The organism is Imperialibacter sp., assembly GCF_048007035.1.
GTDB lineage: Bacteria > Bacteroidota > Bacteroidia > Cytophagales > Cyclobacteriaceae > Imperialibacter.
In genome coordinates this window covers 4,613,354-4,632,076 of record NZ_CP180355.1, presented here as the reverse complement: position 1 = coordinate 4,632,076, position 18,723 = coordinate 4,613,354, and the positions used below count along the sequence as shown (strand labels likewise).

Below are 18,723 nucleotides of genomic sequence, written 5' to 3'. Positions count from 1 at the left end.
TTTATGACACAATTGTACGACGGCCATCTAAAGGCCCTATTAGTGCGAGATTAAAATGGCATTAATTTTTTTTCTCGACCGGAAGCTTTAGGGTAAAAGTGCTGCCCTCGCCCTTTTTTGAGATAAGTGTCAGCGTGCCCTCGTGCAGTTTCACTATTCTTTGCACAAGTGACAGCCCAATGCCATGGCCTTTGATGTTTTGAGCGTTGCTTCCCCGGTGGAAAGGCTCGAAAATCAACTCCTGCTCTTCTTCGTCAATGCCGATGCCAAAATCCCGGAAAGTCAGCACCAGTCGGCCCCTGCCCGGTTCAACGCTTACCTGCACCTCATGAGGGTCAGAATATTTGCATCCATTGTCCATCAGGTTGAGCAAAGCAGTTTTTATCAGCTGCTCATTACCGACAATGGTCATCTGATCATCCTCCAAATCCTCGTTGAACGATATTGAGACCCTGTATGATGGATTTCTTTTCTGGAGCTCACCAGCGCTTTGCCAGAGAAGCTCGTCCACCCTTATGGAACCAAAGGAGCTTTCAACACTCTCAGAGCTCGCCTGCGCAAGCAGCAGCAGCCTGTTAGACAGATAGTTCAGGTTCTTGATATCGTCAAGAACAGAATTTACGGTGCGCTTGTAATCTTCGGCACTTCTATCGCTGAGCAATGTCACTTCCAGCTGGCCGGTAATAGCAGTAAGCGGCGTTCGCAACTCATGCGAGGCATTCGCTATGAAGTTCTTCTGGAGCTTAAAGGCCTCTTCCAGCCTGTCGAGCATGTCGTTGAATGTGCCTGCCAGCTGCGCCAGCTCATCGGTTTGATTCCCCTCATCGACCCGGCTGCTCAGGTTACTGATGCCAATAGCGTCAACCTGGGCGATTACCCTGGAAATAGGACTGAGGGTACGTTGTGCGAAAATTCGCCCTGATATAAAAGTAAAAAGCAGGCCGGCGCCGAAAACGATAAAAAGCACGTTGCGCAGGTTGTTCAGTTTTCGATAACCAAAAATATCCGTAGCCGAAGCCACCACCACCACTCTGTCGTATTGATCCGTAAAAAGCACTCCCAGTACTTCCTGGTTTCCGAACACAAACCTAACTTCCCCCTCAAGCCTTATCCTGTTCAGTAGAGCCTCATTCACCTCCACTGTCTGCACCCCTTCTGAACTATACAGCACCTGATTTTGATAGTCGAAAATGGTAATCTCCTCATTTGGCAGACTCACCGGGTTGTTTTCCTCAATCTTCCGCAGCAGCTCTGCATCCACCTCCTCTACTTCAATAAGCAGCTTGGCCACATTTCTCGCTTTGTTTTCTATCCTTTCATAAAACTCTTGCTTGCGGTACTGAGCCGATAAGTAGTAGATGGCTAACGAAGAAGCACCCATGATCAGCGCCACTATCAGCAAGAAAAGGAAGGTAAGCTTGTCCCTGATTTGCATTAGGCTTTTTCAAAAATATACCCCATCCCTATCCGGGTGTGGATGAGCTTGTCCTCAAAGTCTCTGTCTATCTTTTTCCTCAGGATATTGATATATACTTCTACCACATTGGTGCCAGTGTCAAAATCAATGTCCCACACTTTCTCCGAAATATCGATCTTCGACACTACTCTGCCTTTATTCCTCATCAGGTATTCGAGCAAACCAAATTCCTTCGCAGTCAGGTCTATTTGTTTGTTCCCCCGGTGAGCCACCTTTTTGTCGAGATCTAGGGTCAAGTCAGCAACTGTCAGCACATGGGAGACTACTTCCTCCCTCTGACTTCGGCGGGTGAGTGCTTTGAGCCTGAGTAAAAGCTCCCTGAATTCAAAAGGCTTGACCAGATAGTCGTCGGCACCAGCCTCAAAACCGTTGACTTTGTCTTCGGTGGTACCCAGCGCAGTGAGCATGATTACCGGCAGTGAGGGTTTATTGTTCTTTATCGCCCGACAAAGTTCTACCCCACTGATAAAGGGAACTATCACATCCAGGACTGCGACGTCGTAAGCCCCCTTTAGAAATAAGGTTAGCCCCATTTGCCCGTCAGTAGCCAGGTCAACTACATAGCCCTGCTCTTCAAGCCCCTGCTTGATAAATGATGCCACCTTTGCTTCGTCTTCTACCAGTAGTATGTTCATAGAAATCTATTAAAGATAAGAACTACTATGAGTCCAACTCACTAAAGTCACGGCAAAGTACATGAATCTCCACTGCAACTCTATAAAAGCCGATTACAATGCAGAGATATGAAAAAAGCGCAAGCAACAAATTAAAACGCCCTTAAAAACAACTTTTTTCTTGTCCATGCGTATTTGTATGTACATACATATAAATGTATGAAAATTGGACAAAAGAGATTAAAAACTAACTTTAGTTCGGAGAGGAGAACGAGAAAATGAAAACTATTTTGCACAAAGCCAATACGAGAGGACATGCTAACCACGGTTGGCTCAATTCCTATCACACTTTCAGTTTTGCACAATACTACGATCCTGAAAGGCTGCATTTTGGTGTTTTAAGGGTTTTGAACGATGACACCGTTAGCGGTAGCATGGGCTTTGGTACTCACCCACACGACAATATGGAAATCATCTCCATTCCATTGTCAGGCGACCTTGAGCATCAGGACAGCATGGGCAACAAACAGGTGATAAGGCAGGGAGATGTGCAGGTACTGAGTGCCGGCACAGGCATCTACCATAGTGAGAAGAACTTTCACAAAGACAAAGAGGTGAAATTCCTTCAAATATGGATGTTCCCCAACAAAAAGGATGTGACACCCCGCTATGACCAGATCACCCTGGACGCTGACAAAAAACACAATGCATGGCAGCAGGTGTTGTCGCCCAATGCGGATGATGAAGGTGTTTGGGTACACCAAAACGCCTGGTTTAGCATGACCAAACTGGACGCAGGCAAGTCGCTCGACTATCAGGTAAAAGGAAAAGGCAATGGGCTCTACTACTTTATTCTGGAAGGCGATGTAGAAGTGGACGGGCAGAAACTGGGAAAACGAGATGGCTTCGGAGTGTGGGAAACCGAACTGAGTAAGCTAACTGCTTCCACCAATGCGGAGGTGTTGCTCATGGAAGTGCCAATGAACTAAATCAGTTACGGCTGGCGGATTGATCTGCCAGCCTTTTTAATATCTTACAACCATGCTAGAAGTAAAACAACGGGAAGAAGACTCAAAAGGATCATTCTACATAGAAATCGAAGGCCGCAAAATGGCCGAGATGACCTATAGCAAGGCTGGCACAGATCGTATCATTATCGACCACACCGAAGTGGACGGCGAATTGCGTGGTCAGGGTGCAGGTAGGCTAATGGTAGAAAGCGCCGTAGCTTATGCCAGAGCAAAGAAGATAAGCATCATCCCTCTTTGCCCCTTTGCCAGGTCCGTATTTGATAAGAACCCCGAATTAAGAGACGTGTTATGAACCTGGACGCTTATGAGACTATCAATAACCCCGACAAAAAGAGGTTTGAGTTAGAGATTGATGGTGTTCTGTCTGTGATAGAATACACGTTTAAGAAATCAACTAATCAAATGTTCCTTGTTCATACAGAGGTTGATCCGTCGTTAAGAGGAAAAGGTGTGGCCAGTAAAATTGTGAAAGAAGCACTGGACATTATTAGAAAAGAAGGCCACGAACTGGTACCGCTCTGTCCGTTTGTGGTAGCATTTTTGAAAAAACACAAGGAGTACCATGACTTGATGAATGAGAAAAACCAAGCACGATTTAAATAACACCCATGGCAGAAGCAACAGCAACCCCAAACAACACAAATTTTCAGGTGAGTGCAAAAATTCGCCAGCACGAAGTATTGCTCGATGAACCCGAAGACAAAGGAGGGGGAGATACCGCACCCACACCCTCAGAGTTTGTTTGTGCAAGCCTTGCTGCCTGCACCACTATCACGTTGCAGATGTATATCCAGCACAAAGGGTGGGAGGCGTCTGTTGAATCAGTGAACGTAGTGTATGAAACGGTTGATGGCGTGGGCACCTTCAGGAGAAAGGTAGCGCTGGCTGGCTACACCCAGGAGCAGCTACCCCGGCTTACTGCCGTGGCCAATAGCTGTCCCATTCACAAAATGCTCTCAAAAGCTAACCCAATAGACACCGAAATTAACTAAACTGATATGGCCGATAACATAAAGGAGTACAGTAACGGAGAGGTAACTATCATTTGGCAGGCTGAAAGGTGCCAGCACTCGGAAAAATGCTGGAGAGGCTTGCCCGGAGTGTTTAATTACAAGGAACGTCCCTGGATAAAGCCTGATGGTGGAACAACTGAAGAAATTATTCAGCAGGTGAAAAAATGTCCTTCGGGTGCCCTTACCTACAGAATGACGAGCAAATAGACCGGCTTGGTGCTTTCACTTCATCCTGGAAACAGACCAGTTAAATCTTTTATTTATATTTAGTCTAAATAAGCTTTAATTTCTCAAGGGACTTCGTGTTATTTGCAGACTAAGGATAAAATGCCTGATGTCTGCACCTAACATAATCGTAGCTGATACACATGAGTTGTCCGTCGCCGGGTTATTATACCTGGTGCATCAAGCTTTTGAAACCGTAGAGGTAGAAATGGTCAAGAGCCGTGTTGCATTGAGCAACGTCCTGAAAAATTTTCCATCCGGCATCCTTATAGTCAATCCCTATGGGGTGAAAGACCTGGACCCAGCGAGTCTCTTGAAAGTGCTTGCCGACAATCCTCATGTCTACCCTCTCCTACTTCTGCCCCGCATCGAACAGGAAGACTTAAAGCCGCTGATCAAATTGGGTTCCATTGGCATCATTACCAAAAACTGCAGCCAGCGGGAGGTTTTGGCAGCCCTGGAAGCTGCGATTCATGAGGAAAAGTTTGTTTGCAACAAAGTGATGGAAGCCTTCCTGGCTGTAAACGAACCAGCCGACGACCTACAGTCAGAGAACCAGCTTTCTGAAAGAGAAATAGGGGTTGTCCGGTTCATAGCAAAAGGCATGTCGACAGAGGAAATTGGAGAGGAGCTGCACCTCAGTCCTCATACCATTCACGCCCATCGCAAAAACATCCTTAAGAAGATGAATGTGAAGACTCCTGTGGAGCTCGTGGTGAAGGCCATCCGGGAGAAGCTTATTACGGTCTAATTTCCTCAATCAGTCAAAACAAACCTTACTCGCCATACCTTGATGAGCTATAAGAAAATTTTTATAGCTCATAAACTGGGCATTTGTTGGGCTATAAATACATGAATCATTGGCTCCTGTCAAACGTCCAATGCGCAAAGAAGCGCCGCATTTCAAAAATGGCTAATGCACATTTTAATTGAAAACATTCAGCAATCCCCTCCGAATAATAACACCAATAGCTTAAACAAGCTATCACTAATCCCCGCTACAAGTACCCTCTGTACTTAAAGAAGCAGCTATTTAAGCTCAATCAAGCGATTGACAGCCCAATCTCCCCGGCCTACATTTGCCATTATTTAAAACGATTCTAAATAAATGAAATATATCAATCAAATAGCTATTTCGGCGGCATTCCTACTCGTATTCAGCCAATGCGGCCCCGCAAATACAACATCGAAGAGTACAGAAAACTCAGCTCCCGAAAAAGAATCACTGAAAATAGTCAGTATTGGAGGGACTTTGTCTGAGGTCGTTTGTGCACTGGGAAGTTGTGATCAGATTATTGCAGCTGACAAAACAAGCACCCGGCCTAAAAGCCTGCAAGACCTTCCTTCGGTAGGCTATCGCACTGGCATCAAAGCCGAAGGCGTCGTGTCGCTCGATGCTGATATTGTTCTGGCTGAGGAAGACCACATCAATGCCGAGGTTGTTACCCAGTTGCAAGCGACAGCCTTGCCAGTTCATACGTTCAAACATGAACTTAACGTCGCTTCTACCAAAAAGATAATAGCTGACATCGGCAAAATCATTAACAAGGAGCAGGAGGCAAAGCAGCTGGTTCTCACACTGGAGCAAGATCTTAGTCTATTGGATTCGATGATTGGCAAAACCAGCACGAAACCGAGGGTACTGTTTGTGTATGCACGTGGGCTTGGCTCACTGAGTATCTGCGGCAAAAACACATTTGCCGAGGAGCTCATCAAAATGGGCGGAGCGCAGTTTGCTGTTGATGAAGTATTCGACTACAAACCACTAACACCAGAGGCCCTGGTAGCAGCCAACCCTGACTACATCTTGTTTTTTGACAGTGGCCTCGAAAGCCTGGGCGGCGTGGAAGGTGCACTTCAAATACAGGGCCTGATGCAAACCACAGCCGGTGAAAAAAAGCAGATCCTTGCCATGGACGGGCTTTGGCTTTCAGGCTTTGGGCCGGGGGTGGGCAAAGCAGCTATTCAGCTGGCGACCAGCATTCACCCGGAGCTGGCAGCACACAACGTGGCCCAAAGCAACTAACCTATGCAAGTGGCTACCCTACCGGCAATGAAAGCTAAAAGCAACCTCACTACTAATACTGCGATATTAGGCAGCCTGGTGGCCTTGCTTGTGTGCACTATGTTCATTTCGCTTCGTGTGGGTGCCCTGGGCATCAGCGTTGGCCAAATTGTTAATATTCTCCTTGACAACCTGGGACTTGACGTAGCAGAAGTCAGTTCAAGAGACTCTGCTGTATTACTGTCGATCCGCCTTCCCAGGCTGGTACTTGGCGTGGCAGTTGGTGGCGCACTGGGTATTTCTGGCGCCGCTTTGCAGGGTCTTTTCAGAAATCCGCTTGTGGAGCCCGGCATTATTGGTATTTCCAACGGAGCCGCTTTGATGGCTGTCGTTGTGCTGGTTTTTGGTCCAACGTTCGCCGCATTTCTAACTCCGGATCTTACAACGTGGCTACTACCAGTGGCAGCCTTTTCAGGTAGCCTTGCTGCCACCTACATCGCCTACCAATTCAGCAAAGGTGCGTATCAAACCGACGTCACCATTCTCATTCTTGCAGGTGTAGCCATCACTGCTCTTTGTGCAGCCCTCATGGGCATCGTCATCTTCCATTCTAACGAAACGGCGTTGCGTTCCTTCACTTTCTGGAGCATGGGCGATTTGAGTGGTGCCTCGTGGGATAAAATAGGGTTCGCCATCTGGCTTATCGTGCTGCCAGCTGTGGCCCTTATCGGGCAAAGCCAGGCACTCAACGCCATGGCGCTGGGGGAATCGGAAGCCCGGCATCTGGGAGTGGAAGTAGAGAAAATTAAGCACAGGATCATTTTTCTCAGCGCTCTGGCAGTGGGGGCATCGGTGGCCATGGCCGGAGCCATCGGGTTCATTGGGTTGGTTGTGCCACACATTCTTCGCATGGCATTTGGCCCGGATCATAAGCTGATACTTCCAGCTTCAGCTATAGGCGGTGCCATTTTGCTTACCGTAGCAGATATGATTGCCAGAACAATTGTTGCTCCTACAGAGCTCCCTATTGGCATTATCACAGCGCTAATGGGAACGCCATTTTTCATTTGGATGCTTGCCTCAGCCAGAAAAAAAAGAATTCAGATTTAACCGGACTCTCTTGTATCAGGGAAAAAATATAAGTTATTCTGTAGGCAGTAAAAAAATACTCGACCAGGTATCGGTTGCTGTTTTCCCAGGAAAGTTCACTGCCATTGTTGGCCCTAATGGCGCCGGCAAGTCAACGCTTTTAAAAGCGCTATGCCGGGACATACTCCCTGACGACGGGGAAATCAGCATCAACAGTCAGGCAATACCCACCTATTCTCCCAAGGAGTTGGCATTGACAAGAGCAGTACTGCCGCAAAAAACCCATCTGAGCCTGGCCTTTATCGCAGAAGAGGTGGTGATACTCGGAAGAACACCCCACAGCACAACCAACAGCCAAAACAAAGAAATTGCAGAGGAGGTGATGAGGGAGGCAGATGTTTACCACCTCAAGCACAGAGTCTACCAAACACTGTCGGGCGGCGAGCAGCAAAGGGTGAACCTGGCCAGGGTACTTGCTCAATTGCACGACCAGCAGGAGCATCCGACTTACCTGCTGCTAGATGAACCGACCTCAAGCCTCGACATAGCACAACAGCATGGCTTGCTCGACATAGTTCGGCAAAGGTGCGTGGAACGTGGATATGGGGTAGCCGCTGTGATACATGACCTCAACCTTGCGGCTCAGTATGCCGACTACTTTCTCTTCCTGAAAAATGGCAAAGAAGTGGGCCAGGGGCCTAGTCAACTTATGCTCCGAAAGGAAATGATCGAGCATACGTTTTCCTACCCAGTCGAGCTGATTTACGGTGAGAATAGTGACATACCTATGATATACACAAAGGGTTCCATCCCTTTTGAAAATACATCCCTTTTGAACGAAACTATAAATAGCAGATAATGGAAAACTTAACGATTGACAAAGCTGATGTACAGGCACTAAAAAAAGCCTGGGCAGAGATTCAAGCCGCACAACCCACTGTAAGAATCAGAAATGCTGCTCAGGAGCTGGGAGTTAGTGAAGCAGAACTTTTGGCCACAGAGGTGGGCCCTGCCTGCGTGAGACTGGAAGCTACTCCTGAACGAAGCTGGCCCGATTTTTTGAAACGACTACCGGAGCTTGGCTACGTGATGTCGTTAACCAGAAATGACGCATGTGTGCTGGAACACAAGGGTAAATTCCAGAAAGTGGAGACTTTTGGCGAAGGTGAAAGAGCCATGGGAACGGTGATTGGCCCTATCGAAACCCGTGTATTCTTTAGCGCCTGGCATGTGGGGTTTGCCCACCAAATGACCAAAGGCGACAGAACACTCACCAGCTTGCAGATTTTCGATAAGGCCGGAGAGGCGATCACCAAAATTTATCTGCAAGAAAAAAGCAACAACGACGCCTTTCTGAAAATTGTTGAAGACTACCGATCCGACAACCAGGAGCCGGGGCAAAGGGTGGAGCCATACAGCCAACCCACCTTTGGAGACTCCGTCGACAAACCCGCCTTTCTTCAAGAATGGAGTGAATTAAAAGATACCCACGACTTCTTTGGCGTGCTGAAAAGGCACAACGTGCATCGCTACAAGGCGCTTGAGATTGCCAATGGCACTTTTAGTTACCCCATAAGCACCGACAACCTTCAGCAGGTACTCGAAACTGCCGCAAGCACCAAACTTCCCATCATGATTTTTGCAGGCAACCGGGGCAACCTGCAAATACAGCAAGGAAAGGTAAAAACGATCCGCCTTCTCGAAAGCCAGGAAAAATGGCTCAATGTCCTTGACCCGGAATTCAACATGCACCTGAAGCTGGAGGCCAGCCAAACTGCCTGGGTAGTGCGCAAACCCACGTCAGAAGGCAATGTTACCAGCATAGAAGTGTTTGACGCCGAGAAAAATATGATTGCCCAGTTTTTTGGCCTTAGAAAACCAGGCATCCCTGAATTGGAGGCATGGAAACAATTGGTCGACTCACTACCAAAGCTATAGAGATGCGAATAGTTTTTCTCTTCACCTGTCTTTTGGTTCTTCATTCTGGCCTCGTGGCGCAGGATAGCCTGAAAAGCTATGTAATGGACGACATTGTTATCACAGGCCAGTTTGAACCTCAATCGGCCAGTAGGTCGGTGTATCAGGTGAGAACCATTGCCATGGAAAGAATCCAGTCACAGGGAGCTAATCGTTTGCAGGATGTGCTACAGACGGAACTCAATGTGAGGTTTTCTCAGGACATGGCGCTTGGTGAATCGAGTATGACACTGCAAGGGCTGGGCGGTCAAAACATCAAAGTGTTGATAGATGGCATGCCTTTGATTACGAGGGAGGGCACCTCTAATTCTGGTGCCCTAAATCAGGTCGATGTCAACAACATCGAGAAAATAGAGATAGTGGAAGGGCCCATGTCGGTAGTGTATGGTGCTGATGCGCTGGCAGGAGTCATCAATATTATTACCAAAAAGCCGGAGAACGACAAGCTCTCACTGGATGCCAGGGTGCAGGAAGAGACCGCCGGATCGGAATACGGGTTCGACAAGGGCGTTCATAATCAAAGCATGGGTGCAGGCTATACGCTGGGCAAAGTGTATACCCAGGCAAGAGTGAGCCACAACCAGTTTTATGGTTGGCAGGGAAATGCCACGGGCCGGGACAAGCAATGGCACCCAAAAAACCAATGGCTGAGCAGCGGGCTCATCGGCTTCAGAAATGATAAATCAAACATTTTCTACAAGCTCGACTATCTGGACGAGTCTATCCAAAACCCGGGCGTTTTCAATGGTGGCGAGGCACTTGATCAGGAGTATATCACCAAAAGGTTTAACCACCAGTTGCAGGGGCAAGCCAGGTTATTTGAAAAATTGAGCTATAATGGTGCTGTTTCTCTTATCAATTTTAGCAGGCGCACGCTCACAACCACAGTGGATCAGGACACTGGTGATGTAAGGCTGGCTCTTGGCGCAGGTTTGCAAGACATCTCTTCGTACGACGGTGTTAGTCTGAGAGGAACGTTCCAGTACCAGCTTTCACCTCAGTGGTCGTTTCAGCCGGGCTACGATATCAACCTCGAACAGGGAGAAGGTGGCCGCATCAGTGCCGACGCTCCCTGGTTGAACGACTACGCTTTCTTCTTTTCCACTGAATACACCCCTAGTGACAGAATAATTATCAGGCCTGGCTTTCGGGTCATTCAAAACTCTGTGTACCAGGCACCACCAGCAGTTCCTTCGATCAACACTAAGTTTAAGCTAACCGACAACCTGGTACTAAGGGCTGCCTACGCAAGAGGCTTCAGGGCGCCATCGTTGAGAGAGCTGTACTTCAACTTCTACGACGCCAGCCATTCCATCGAAGGAAACCCCGACCTGGAGGCCGAACTATCTCACAGTGTAAATGGTGGACTTAGCTGGAAGGTGATGAGCACAGCCAAATCGAGGATTGACATGACACTGAATAGTTTCTATAACGCAGTCGATAACATGATTAGCTACGGACAGAAACCCAGCAACAGTCTGATAACTACCTACATCAATATTGATAAGTTTAAAACAAAGGGACTCATGTGGAACACCACCTATACAGACAAGGCCCTTGAAGTAAAAGTGGGGGTTTCCTACACCGGGCGATACAACCAACTAATAGAAGACGATAGTGAGCTTCCCGAATTCACATGGACGCCTGAAGCGAACCTGGTAACCACCTATCAACTGGAGCCTGCCGGGCTGACGTTCAATCTATTCTATAAGTATACTGGCTCGTTGCCTAACTATGAAGTTGGCACTGACGACGCTGGCAGCGAAACCATTCGGCTAGCCAAAATTGATGGGTACCACATGATGGACTTTACTGCCAGAAAACAATTGTTCGGCTACCTGAATGCCACTCTGGGAGTAAGAAACCTCCTCAATGTGACGAATGTAAACAACACGTCCACCGACACAGGCGGAACCCACAGCACGGGCGGTGCCAGGCCAATTGGTTATGGAAGATCTTACTTTTTGGGGCTGAATTTTAACCTGAACAAGTAAACGAGAGTAAAAAAATTTAGAAATCTATTTATAATAAGTCTAATTAAAATTAACGATGAAGTATACAATTACACATTGGATAGCGGCCAAATATTTCGCTCTATCAATATGCTCTATGGCTATTTTAACAGCATGCGGCGACGATGAGCCGGCGCTTCCCGACAACCTTGTCAATTTTCCATCCGCTCAGCAAAGCATTACTGAAGAAGAAAGCGAACTTGACGTGGTTCTCTCATTTTCACGAGCACTGGATGTGGCAACCGCTGAAATCACGGTAGAGCTTTCCGGAGAAAACATTGCCTACGGAACCAAATTCACCACCACACCCGCAGCGAGTAACGGCGTCATCGCTCTTACAGTTGCTGAAGGTGCCGAGCAGGCATCCTTCACAGTTTCTAAGGTGGATGGAGCACTTTTCGACGGAGATGAGGTGATCACGTTTACCCTCTCAACTTCTACCGATGGGCTTTTGCCTGGCACCACCGCCACCATGACGCTCAGCTTTGCGGAGATACTGGCGGCACAAGGCCAGATCGTCATCGAAGGAGGAGGTACTACCTACCCCAACAAAGTGTTTATCGACCTGAGTGCCAACCGCCAAACAGCAGTGAACCGTGACAGTTGGGACCTTGGGTTTTACTCTGGCAGCGACTTCAAAGTAATTCTCAACTCATCGGTTACTATGTTTGCCCAGGTACTGGAAAAGACTGATCTGGCTGAAGTAACTGCTTCGGACACAGTTGGCTTTGCAGCAACTATGAGTATCAACGCCTTTTCGACCACCGCTTTTGGCTGGATTGATGATCCAAGTGGGGATTTGAGCAAAACTGCCATTGCTGAAGTATCAGCTACTGCAGATGAAAATGTTGTGTACATCATTAACCGGGGCGAAGCACCGGCCGCTACTGCGGCTGCTCCGGGCGAAACAAGAGGATGGCAAAAAATCAAAATAACTCAAACAGCAGACGGCTACCTGCTTCAGTATGCCGACATTTCCGCTACCACTTTTGAGGAAATAGAAATTGACAAAGTGGAAGGACAGCAATTCGTTTACGCACACTTCGAGGATGGCGTCGTGGACGTAGAACCGGCCAAAGACAAGTGGGACATTGCCTGGACTGGCTTCATGAATTCCACCAATTTTGGAAGTGGCCTTATCCCTTACTATTTCCAGGACATAGTATTGCAAAATACAGCCGGAGTGGAAACAGCCATGGTGCTGACAGCAACTAAAAGTTACGAAAGCTTTAGCAGCAGCGACATAGCCAGCCTGGAATTCAGCGAAAGCCAGGCGTCAATTGGTTCAACCTGGAGAGTGACTGGCGGGCCTGGCGGAAGTCAACCGGGTGTGCGTGAAGACAGGTTTTACGTGATCAAAGATGCAAGTGGCAACTACTACAAACTGAAATTCACTGCACTGATGCAGGGGGGCGAACGTGGAAAACCACAGATAGCCTACGAATTGCTTGACTGAAGCATCCTGGCTGCTAAGAGTTTACTGAATAACAAGTAGTTTAAATAGGATGTAGTAGTAGGCAAGGCCGTCCCTGAAAGGGATGGCTTTCCTTTTTTCTACTCTTTCTACATCTGCAACAATATCTTCCACGCTATCTCCACATACCCATCATGCAGGTATTGCTGGGCGAGCTGATGCAGGGCCTCCTCGAAACCAGTAGGGTCATTTTCGTATTCCTCGACGAGCAGTTGTACTTTCTCGTGCTTATGGTACTCTCTTACCTCGGCGTCGCTGGGCAGGTGCTCCACGTTACCGAGCATGCCGAGGTCATTGCCTGTGAGCACACTGCTGAGTCTGATGCGCTCCGGCAGTTGGTCCACACCCATTCCCTTTTTCTCCAGCGGTTTTGGCACTTCAAACAAAGCCTCCCCGTGGGCTCTGCAATACCAATTGCCTCCCATGCGGGCAACTGTGTCCACTTTTTCCGTATCCACCCTACCCTGCTCATCCAGTATCTCTTTTTTGAAATGCATGAGCAACACCTCACAAATCACCAGATTGCCTGCGCCCCCCTGGTCTCCGAGCGGAATAATCTGCTTCACCTTACATTCAAAAGCTGCCGGCGACTCCCCTACCCTGGGCGGTTTCACTTTTTCTGAAGGAACTTCCGTAAACCCGGCTTTAATAAACTCATTGACCCCTTTCTCATACTCTGTACTGGACAGCGACATTTGTTGCACCATGGCGTAGCTCACGATATTGATCACCACCTCCCCATGTTCGTGCACATTGTCCAGTGTGTGCTTAGTAGAATTGTCCCGCACCCTTCTGGAAGGGGAAAAAATAAGAACCGGCGGATTGGAGCTGAACATATTAAAAAAGCTGAAAGGGCTGAGATTGACCTTTCCATCTTTATCAACTGTGCTGGCAAAAGCGATGGGCCTCGGAGCCACCACACCCTGCATGAGCCCATGCAAAGCTGGCACGCTTACATCCTTCGGATCAATGGTCATCAGCTGATCCATCCTATTTGATTTTTTTATAAACAGCTTCGGCTATCAGGTTTGCCCCGGCCGCATCAGGATGTACCCCATCAGGAAACATTTCGGGATGTCCTGACAATGCTTTGTAAAGGTCAATCGTTTTCAATTTGGCCTCTTTTGCCGTTTGCTCCACCCTGGGAATCACTCCTCCTTTTACCACTTCTTCCGTAATGCTAAAAGCGTCTTTGTAAACCGGTACCGGCAGGCAAATGTAAATTTTTGGCTGGCTTGGCAACGAAGAAAATGACTGGATAAATTCCAGGTACTCGTCAATAAAGTCTCCCTTATATTTCCAGTTTTGCGGTTTGCTGTCGTTCGTACCAAGCTTGATGACAACGATGTCGGGCTGCCAGGCCAACACCTCTTTGTACTTTGGTTCGTTCCAATAAGGAAAGTCGCCCTGTTTCAAAAGCGTCCGGCCGCTGATGCCATAATTTCTAACCTCGTAACCATTGCCAAGCAGCTGTCCCAGTACCTGCGGGTATCGTTTTTCTTCCTCGTCAATGCCATGACCTTCAGTGATACTGTCGCCAACACAAGCCACTTTGATTGGTTGGGCTTTAACCATAAAAAAACCTGCAAGCATAAGTGTAAGAAGAATGGATTTCATAGGACAGCGTTTAAGTAGCTGGTAAAATTTCAGCCTTTACTTCACCAAAACCAATTCTTATCCCATCTTTTTCTGCAAAGCCACGCATGGTTACCATGTCACCATCCTGAAGAAAGCTTCTTGTGCTACCATCCGGCATAGGTATTGGCTTTGTCCCCTTCCAGGCCAGCTCCAGCATGGAGCCATAGCTATCGGGCGTGGGGCCACTGATGGTGCCGGAAGCATACATATCGCCTACATTGATATTGCATCCGTTGATGGTGTGGTGGGCCAACTGCTGGCGAATGTTCCAGTACATGTGTTTGAAGTTGGATCGGCACACCACTTTCTCGGCACTTCCTTTTGGCTGAATCCCCACTTCGAGATTAATATCAAAATTACTGAGACCTTCGGCCTGTAGGTAAGACAAAACTTCCGGCTCCTGTTTTGGCCCCGCCACCCTGAATGGTCCAAGAGCATCGAGGGTCACCACCCAGGGCGAGATGGATGACGCAAAATTTTTGGCAAGAAACGGGCCGAGCGGCACATACTCCCAGGCTTGCATGTCACGGGCCGACCAGTCGTTGAAAAGCACAAAGCCAAAGATGTAGTCATCTGCCTGAGCCGTGCTAATACTTTCTCCCAGCTTGTTCTCTTTGCAGGTGATGAATGCCATTTCTAACTCGAAGTCGAGGCGACCACTGGGACCAAACACCGGCTGGTCTTTGTCGCCGTCCTTTCGCTGCCCTTTCGGCCGACGGATGGGTTCTCCGCTCACAATAATCGACGACGCCCGTCCGTGATAGCCCACTGGCAAGTGCTTCCAATTGGGTAACAAAGCATTTTCAGGATCCCGAAACATAGTACCAACATTAGTGGCGTGCTCTTTACTGGAATAGAAGTCGGTGTAGTCACGCACCAGCACTGGCATGAGCATTTTTGCTTCTTTCATAGGCACCAGGAGATCGGGGAGCAAATCCTCTTCGTCTCTGAGGTCTTCGTTTTCATCATTGAGAAGGTCGGCTATTCTGTTCCTTAGTGCACTTGTCTTTTCCTTTCCAAAAGCCATTAGTTCATTGAGGTAGGGCTGGGCAAACACCGATTCAGGTATAAGAAGTGCATCCAGAAACCCTTCATGGGCCAGCATTTTGAGGTCAAGCACATAGTCGCCGATGGCCACACCCACCCTGGGCTGGGTGTCCGCTGTTTGAAAAATACCGAAGGGAAGGTTTTGAATGGGGAAGTCAGACCCTGGCCTGACTTCTACCCATGATTTTAATGAGGGATCGTTTGCTGTTATAATCATCTTTGGGTCTTGTTCTTTCAACTACAGCAAAGTTAAAAGAATGATCAAGGAATCTTAATTAGTAAAGCCCCTGAGCAACCAATATCGCTTCGAGAATTCCGTTGGGCAATTCGAACCCAGCAAAGAAAATACCAACGCCAAACACCTTGTTCTTATCATTGATGACACTCAGTGCCAAAGGAAGCCCGCAAACTGACACCATACTGTAGAAAAAAGAGAAGAGCAACAGCAGGGCAAGGGTTAGGTACGAGCTCTCGACAAAGTAGATGGCAAAAATAATGGCAAAAATCGCCACTATACTAACAAGCAGTGATATGTAGAGCGGGCGTTTTTCTACGATTCTACTGATGGGCAGGGAGAATACAGCGGAAAGAAAAAGCACTACAGATATAATCACGCCGCTGCCTACGTCGAAAACGTGCCCTATTTTAGGTTCAAGCCAGTTTGGAAACAAGTTAAAAAGAATGGTAGTTGAAATGCCGAACGCTAATCCCACTATGAATGCATAAGTGTAATCGGACTTTTTGGTATCCTCCTTCTTAACATCCGTTACAATACCGTCAAGACTCTTGCCCATATTCTTCTTCATCAAAAAGCCTGAGCCTGCCGTGATAACACCGCCAACAACGAAAGTCAGAGGAGCGCCAAGAAAATCTACCAGGTCAACAATCACTGGTTCAAGGGCATACAACGCACCATAAACAATTGTGATAATAGCCATGGCCCGGGGCAGTTTGTTGGCTGGGGCGAACAAGTCTATCGTCGAAATAGCGGGACTTGTGAAAATGCTCATTGATGCCAGCCAAAACACAATAAGGATAGGAAGTATCCATTTAAAGGTTTCTCCCGGATCCATGATCAGCGTAAACGCTACAGACATAAATACCATAGCAGCGGCGCTGATGCCCGCACTAATGATCGGGAGCCTGTTGCCTTTTGATTTTCTAAACCTGTCGCCCAAAAGTCCGGCAATGGGTGGGGTAACGACCATAATAATACCCTGAGCTATAAAAAGAAACAGAGTAAGGTCAGTGAAGTTGTACTTATGAAGAAGGATTGGCTGATAATTGTAGTAGGCAATCCAACCTATGATCACTGACGCATAAAGTGCCACGAGGCTCCATAGTTGCTTCCATTGAATTTCGCCAGAGGTTGACGGTACTGTTGCAGTTAATTCCATTTTTGTTGTTAATTAATTCGTTTTTGTAAGGTTACTAATGTTCAAAGAAACATTATGAAGCTACTTACGTGAAGAAACCTTCAATTGGATTCCTTGTTTGTAAAATTTTTATTAACGAAGTAAAAGCATCCTTCTAAACGGCTCAACTCTCCAAATTATCGAGATCATCCTGATCTTTAGGGCGATTACTTGCCTTCTTAGCCACTTTTAAATCGTCGATATGAATAACTCTAACTTCTATTTGATCTACTTTTCTTACAAACGATTTACTGAACGCTTCGGCAAAATGAAGGCCTTTCACTTCAACTAACAAATCAATACTCACCGGAGGCCTGCCAAAAGAGAAAACGTTGTATTCAGGATTATAGAGAAAATTCTCTTTGGTCATATCAAAGACGCTCATTCCGAATTCCTTAAAGGAATTTTCAATCTTGCTGTAGTTTTCCTCTGTTCGATTCACCCATATATCCAGATCACCAGTCGTTCTTGGGTATCCATGCAGTATCACCGAGTATCCGCCGATAAGAATATATTCTACACCGTGGCTATTAAGACTACTTATAAAGTCTCTAAAATCATCATTAAAAATATTTCCCATTATTACCTATGCTTCCTCATACTAAACACACTCCTGTCCATTTTAGGGGGCGTGTCCAGCGGGTAGTTCCAGGCAACACTATTAAGGTATGCGGCGGCTCGCAACCTCTCTTCCATACTCTGGCTCTTCCAATGCTCTCGGTTCTTGTCAGAAAGTTCCTTATGACTTCCTGCGGAAAATGCAGTCCGGTCAAGCTTATACATATGAGTAGTTTTTGTCTAAGGTAAGAGATAATCGCTTTGCTTCAAATATTCGAGTCGAACGCTACCTGCCAGCCATTCTTCGCACTCTTGCGCCACACCAACAGATATTTCCCCTGGTAACTGCCCGAGCACTGCCCAATTTCAAATGCCAGGTCTGAGGTCGCCATTTTAGTTACCAGCGGCGTCAGGTTCAATTGGTAGCTGGAGTTACCCATATACCCGTATTCCTTTGCTATCGCTTCAGTGCCCACAACCATCGGTTTATGATTATAGTACAAAGCGTCGGGTGTATACCGCTCGGCTACCAACTTCAAAGGATCGTGCTCATTACAAACCCGAATCCACTCGTCTCTTGCCGCATCAATCGCCTCGTGGCCTACATTGTCTTCGCTTTCAGACTTCGCAAGTACCTCAAGTTCCCTCAGTGGCCTACCCTCCTTTTGGTTCCAAATGACAAGTTGAATATAGTTTTCATTGTTAGCTCTAAAAGTGATTATCTCATAGTCAATGTGCGTACTAGCGTTAAAGGCTGCAATAGAAGTCAATGACTCCACCCTTTCCCACCTTCGGTTTTTATAGAAGTCGGAAATGTTATCTACATCTATGGTTTTCAATCCCTCACTATCAGCATGTACCACAATGGCCTTGTCTGTATATGTCTTGCCGAAGTCGACTTCCGCTGACGTCACAGCCTTCACCCAGGCAGCCTTTTCAGCGCCGTGACTACCTGACTGAGCGTACACCGAAATGTCGCAAACCAAAAAGGCTATCACCAATACTTTCCGCATCAAGCTTATCATAGTCATTTGAAATTACATAAGTCGATAACACTAATCTCCATAAACTTCGAAAGTTTAACAAAGCAGCGATGGTCACACCCTCATTCTTTCAGATTTTGATTACTTTTGCCCCTCGAATTTCAA

At 47.2% G+C, this 18,723-nt stretch carries 20 protein-coding genes; 12 read left to right on the top strand and 8 right to left on the bottom strand.

What is annotated here, in order from left to right; all coding sequences use genetic code 11:
• Positions 1 to 61: 61 nt before the first annotated feature.
• Together ACMVP2_RS20130 and ACMVP2_RS20125 are read right to left on the bottom strand one after the other, a co-directional pair.
• A complete protein-coding gene (locus tag ACMVP2_RS20130) occupies positions 62 to 1,435 on the bottom strand; it encodes a sensor histidine kinase (protein WP_416864833.1) in 1,374 nt (457 codons plus the stop codon).
• A complete protein-coding gene (locus tag ACMVP2_RS20125; protein ID WP_339792824.1) occupies positions 1,435 to 2,112 on the bottom strand; it encodes a response regulator transcription factor in 678 nt (225 codons plus the stop codon). The genes ACMVP2_RS20130 and ACMVP2_RS20125 overlap by 1 nt, the downstream gene beginning before the upstream one ends.
• Before the next feature lie 257 nt (positions 2,113 to 2,369).
• On the opposite strand from ACMVP2_RS20125, the gene ACMVP2_RS20120 reads away from it, so the two are divergent.
• The 12 genes from ACMVP2_RS20120 to ACMVP2_RS20065 all read left to right on the top strand — a co-directional run bounded on the left by ACMVP2_RS20120 (position 2,370) and on the right by ACMVP2_RS20065 (position 12,899).
• Positions 2,370 to 3,080: a pirin family protein gene (locus ACMVP2_RS20120; protein WP_317490662.1), complete on the top strand. Its 711-nt coding sequence runs from the start codon at positions 2,370 to 2,372 to the stop codon at positions 3,078 to 3,080.
• A gap of 52 nt (positions 3,081 to 3,132) precedes the next feature.
• Positions 3,133 to 3,414 carry a GNAT family N-acetyltransferase gene (locus tag ACMVP2_RS20115; RefSeq protein WP_317490661.1) on the top strand — a complete coding sequence of 94 codons (282 nt, stop codon included), beginning with the start codon at positions 3,133 to 3,135 and terminating at the stop codon, positions 3,412 to 3,414.
• Positions 3,411 to 3,725 carry a GNAT family N-acetyltransferase gene (locus ACMVP2_RS20110; protein WP_317490660.1) on the top strand — a complete coding sequence of 105 codons (315 nt, stop codon included), beginning with the start codon at positions 3,411 to 3,413 and terminating at the stop codon, positions 3,723 to 3,725. Before ACMVP2_RS20115 ends, ACMVP2_RS20110 begins: the two co-directional genes overlap by 4 nt.
• A 5-nt stretch (positions 3,726 to 3,730) precedes the next feature.
• Positions 3,731 to 4,114, top strand: coding sequence for an OsmC family protein (locus ACMVP2_RS20105; protein WP_416864832.1), 384 nt, complete (start codon positions 3,731 to 3,733; stop codon positions 4,112 to 4,114).
• A gap of 6 nt (positions 4,115 to 4,120) precedes the next feature.
• On the top strand, positions 4,121 to 4,342 hold the full coding sequence (locus tag ACMVP2_RS20100) for a (4Fe-4S)-binding protein (RefSeq protein WP_416864831.1): 222 nt from the start codon (positions 4,121 to 4,123) through the stop codon (positions 4,340 to 4,342).
• Positions 4,343 to 4,469: 127 nt separating this feature from the next.
• Positions 4,470 to 5,111 carry a response regulator transcription factor gene (locus ACMVP2_RS20095; RefSeq protein WP_416864830.1) on the top strand — a complete coding sequence of 214 codons (642 nt, stop codon included), beginning with the start codon at positions 4,470 to 4,472 and terminating at the stop codon, positions 5,109 to 5,111.
• A gap of 357 nt (positions 5,112 to 5,468) precedes the next feature.
• The gene (locus ACMVP2_RS20090) at positions 5,469 to 6,386 is read left to right on the top strand and encodes a heme/hemin ABC transporter substrate-binding protein (RefSeq protein ID WP_416864829.1); all 918 of its coding nucleotides are present in this window, start codon (positions 5,469 to 5,471) and stop codon (positions 6,384 to 6,386) included.
• A gap of 27 nt (positions 6,387 to 6,413) precedes the next feature.
• On the top strand, positions 6,414 to 7,475 hold the full coding sequence (locus ACMVP2_RS20085) for a FecCD family ABC transporter permease (protein WP_416864828.1): 1,062 nt from the start codon (positions 6,414 to 6,416) through the stop codon (positions 7,473 to 7,475).
• Positions 7,476 to 7,485: 10 nt separating this feature from the next.
• Complete coding sequence (locus ACMVP2_RS20080) at positions 7,486 to 8,313, top strand: heme ABC transporter ATP-binding protein (RefSeq protein ID WP_416864827.1); 828 nt, start codon at positions 7,486 to 7,488, stop codon at positions 8,311 to 8,313.
• Positions 8,313 to 9,392: a hemin-degrading factor gene (locus ACMVP2_RS20075; protein WP_416864826.1), complete on the top strand. Its 1,080-nt coding sequence runs from the start codon at positions 8,313 to 8,315 to the stop codon at positions 9,390 to 9,392. The genes ACMVP2_RS20080 and ACMVP2_RS20075 overlap by 1 nt, the downstream gene beginning before the upstream one ends.
• 2 nt (positions 9,393 to 9,394) lie before the next feature.
• Positions 9,395 to 11,425, top strand: a complete 2,031-nt coding sequence (locus tag ACMVP2_RS20070; protein WP_416864825.1) for a TonB-dependent receptor plug domain-containing protein — start codon at positions 9,395 to 9,397, stop codon at positions 11,423 to 11,425.
• 115 nt (positions 11,426 to 11,540) lie between these two features.
• Entirely contained in the window at positions 11,541 to 12,899 is a 1,359-nt protein-coding gene (locus ACMVP2_RS20065; RefSeq protein WP_416864824.1) for an HmuY family protein, read from the top strand.
• A 107-nt stretch (positions 12,900 to 13,006) separates the two neighbouring features.
• On the opposite strand, the gene ACMVP2_RS20060 is transcribed toward ACMVP2_RS20065, so the two are convergent.
• The 6 genes from ACMVP2_RS20060 to ACMVP2_RS20035 form a co-directional block, all read right to left on the bottom strand.
• Entirely contained in the window at positions 13,007 to 13,906 is a 900-nt protein-coding gene (locus tag ACMVP2_RS20060) for a flavin reductase family protein (RefSeq protein WP_416864823.1), read from the bottom strand.
• Between the two features lies 1 nt (position 13,907).
• Positions 13,908 to 14,534 (bottom strand): GDSL-type esterase/lipase family protein, encoded by a 627-nt coding sequence (locus tag ACMVP2_RS20055; RefSeq protein WP_416864822.1) that lies wholly within the window; start codon positions 14,532 to 14,534, stop codon positions 13,908 to 13,910.
• Positions 14,535 to 14,544: 10 nt separating this feature from the next.
• Positions 14,545 to 15,819: a fumarylacetoacetase gene (fahA, locus tag ACMVP2_RS20050; RefSeq protein WP_416864821.1), complete on the bottom strand. Its 1,275-nt coding sequence runs from the start codon at positions 15,817 to 15,819 to the stop codon at positions 14,545 to 14,547.
• Positions 15,820 to 15,877: 58 nt separating this feature from the next.
• Positions 15,878 to 16,999 carry an MFS transporter gene (locus ACMVP2_RS20045; RefSeq protein ID WP_416864820.1) on the bottom strand — a complete coding sequence of 374 codons (1,122 nt, stop codon included), beginning with the start codon at positions 16,997 to 16,999 and terminating at the stop codon, positions 15,878 to 15,880.
• A gap of 142 nt (positions 17,000 to 17,141) precedes the next feature.
• Positions 17,142 to 17,597 (bottom strand): nucleotidyltransferase, encoded by a 456-nt coding sequence (locus ACMVP2_RS20040; protein WP_416864819.1) that lies wholly within the window; start codon positions 17,595 to 17,597, stop codon positions 17,142 to 17,144.
• 244 nt (positions 17,598 to 17,841) lie between these two features.
• A complete protein-coding gene (locus tag ACMVP2_RS20035; RefSeq protein WP_416864818.1) occupies positions 17,842 to 18,600 on the bottom strand; it encodes a YybH family protein in 759 nt (252 codons plus the stop codon).
• Between the last annotated feature and the right edge of the window lie 123 nt (positions 18,601 to 18,723).

What these genes read in the sequence shown, in the direction of transcription:
- ACMVP2_RS20130 (WP_416864833.1), bottom strand. Translation starts at nt 1,435, where the DNA reads ATGCAAATCAGGGACAAGCTTACCTTCCTTTTCTTGCTGATAGTGGCG.
- ACMVP2_RS20125 (WP_339792824.1), bottom strand. Translation starts at nt 2,112, where the DNA reads ATGAACATACTACTGGTAGAAGACGAAGCAAAGGTGGCATCATTTATC.
- ACMVP2_RS20120 (WP_317490662.1), top strand. Translation starts at nt 2,370, where the DNA reads ATGAAAACTATTTTGCACAAAGCCAATACGAGAGGACATGCTAACCAC.
- ACMVP2_RS20115 (WP_317490661.1), top strand. Translation starts at nt 3,133, where the DNA reads ATGCTAGAAGTAAAACAACGGGAAGAAGACTCAAAAGGATCATTCTAC.
- ACMVP2_RS20110 (WP_317490660.1), top strand. Translation starts at nt 3,411, where the DNA reads ATGAACCTGGACGCTTATGAGACTATCAATAACCCCGACAAAAAGAGG.
- ACMVP2_RS20105 (WP_416864832.1), top strand. Translation starts at nt 3,731, where the DNA reads ATGGCAGAAGCAACAGCAACCCCAAACAACACAAATTTTCAGGTGAGT.
- ACMVP2_RS20100 (WP_416864831.1), top strand. Translation starts at nt 4,121, where the DNA reads ATGGCCGATAACATAAAGGAGTACAGTAACGGAGAGGTAACTATCATT.
- ACMVP2_RS20095 (WP_416864830.1), top strand. Translation starts at nt 4,470, where the DNA reads ATGTCTGCACCTAACATAATCGTAGCTGATACACATGAGTTGTCCGTC.
- ACMVP2_RS20090 (WP_416864829.1), top strand. Translation starts at nt 5,469, where the DNA reads ATGAAATATATCAATCAAATAGCTATTTCGGCGGCATTCCTACTCGTA.
- ACMVP2_RS20085 (WP_416864828.1), top strand. Translation starts at nt 6,414, where the DNA reads ATGAAAGCTAAAAGCAACCTCACTACTAATACTGCGATATTAGGCAGC.
- ACMVP2_RS20075 (WP_416864826.1), top strand. Translation starts at nt 8,313, where the DNA reads ATGGAAAACTTAACGATTGACAAAGCTGATGTACAGGCACTAAAAAAA.
- ACMVP2_RS20070 (WP_416864825.1), top strand. Translation starts at nt 9,395, where the DNA reads ATGCGAATAGTTTTTCTCTTCACCTGTCTTTTGGTTCTTCATTCTGGC.
- ACMVP2_RS20065 (WP_416864824.1), top strand. Translation starts at nt 11,541, where the DNA reads ATGGCTATTTTAACAGCATGCGGCGACGATGAGCCGGCGCTTCCCGAC.
- ACMVP2_RS20060 (WP_416864823.1), bottom strand. Translation starts at nt 13,906, where the DNA reads ATGGATCAGCTGATGACCATTGATCCGAAGGATGTAAGCGTGCCAGCT.
- ACMVP2_RS20055 (WP_416864822.1), bottom strand. Translation starts at nt 14,534, where the DNA reads ATGAAATCCATTCTTCTTACACTTATGCTTGCAGGTTTTTTTATGGTT.
- fahA (WP_416864821.1), bottom strand. Translation starts at nt 15,819, where the DNA reads ATGATTATAACAGCAAACGATCCCTCATTAAAATCATGGGTAGAAGTC.
- ACMVP2_RS20045 (WP_416864820.1), bottom strand. Translation starts at nt 16,999, where the DNA reads ATGGAATTAACTGCAACAGTACCGTCAACCTCTGGCGAAATTCAATGG.
- ACMVP2_RS20040 (WP_416864819.1), bottom strand. Translation starts at nt 17,597, where the DNA reads ATGGGAAATATTTTTAATGATGATTTTAGAGACTTTATAAGTAGTCTT.
- ACMVP2_RS20035 (WP_416864818.1), bottom strand. Translation starts at nt 18,600, where the DNA reads ATGATAAGCTTGATGCGGAAAGTATTGGTGATAGCCTTTTTGGTTTGC.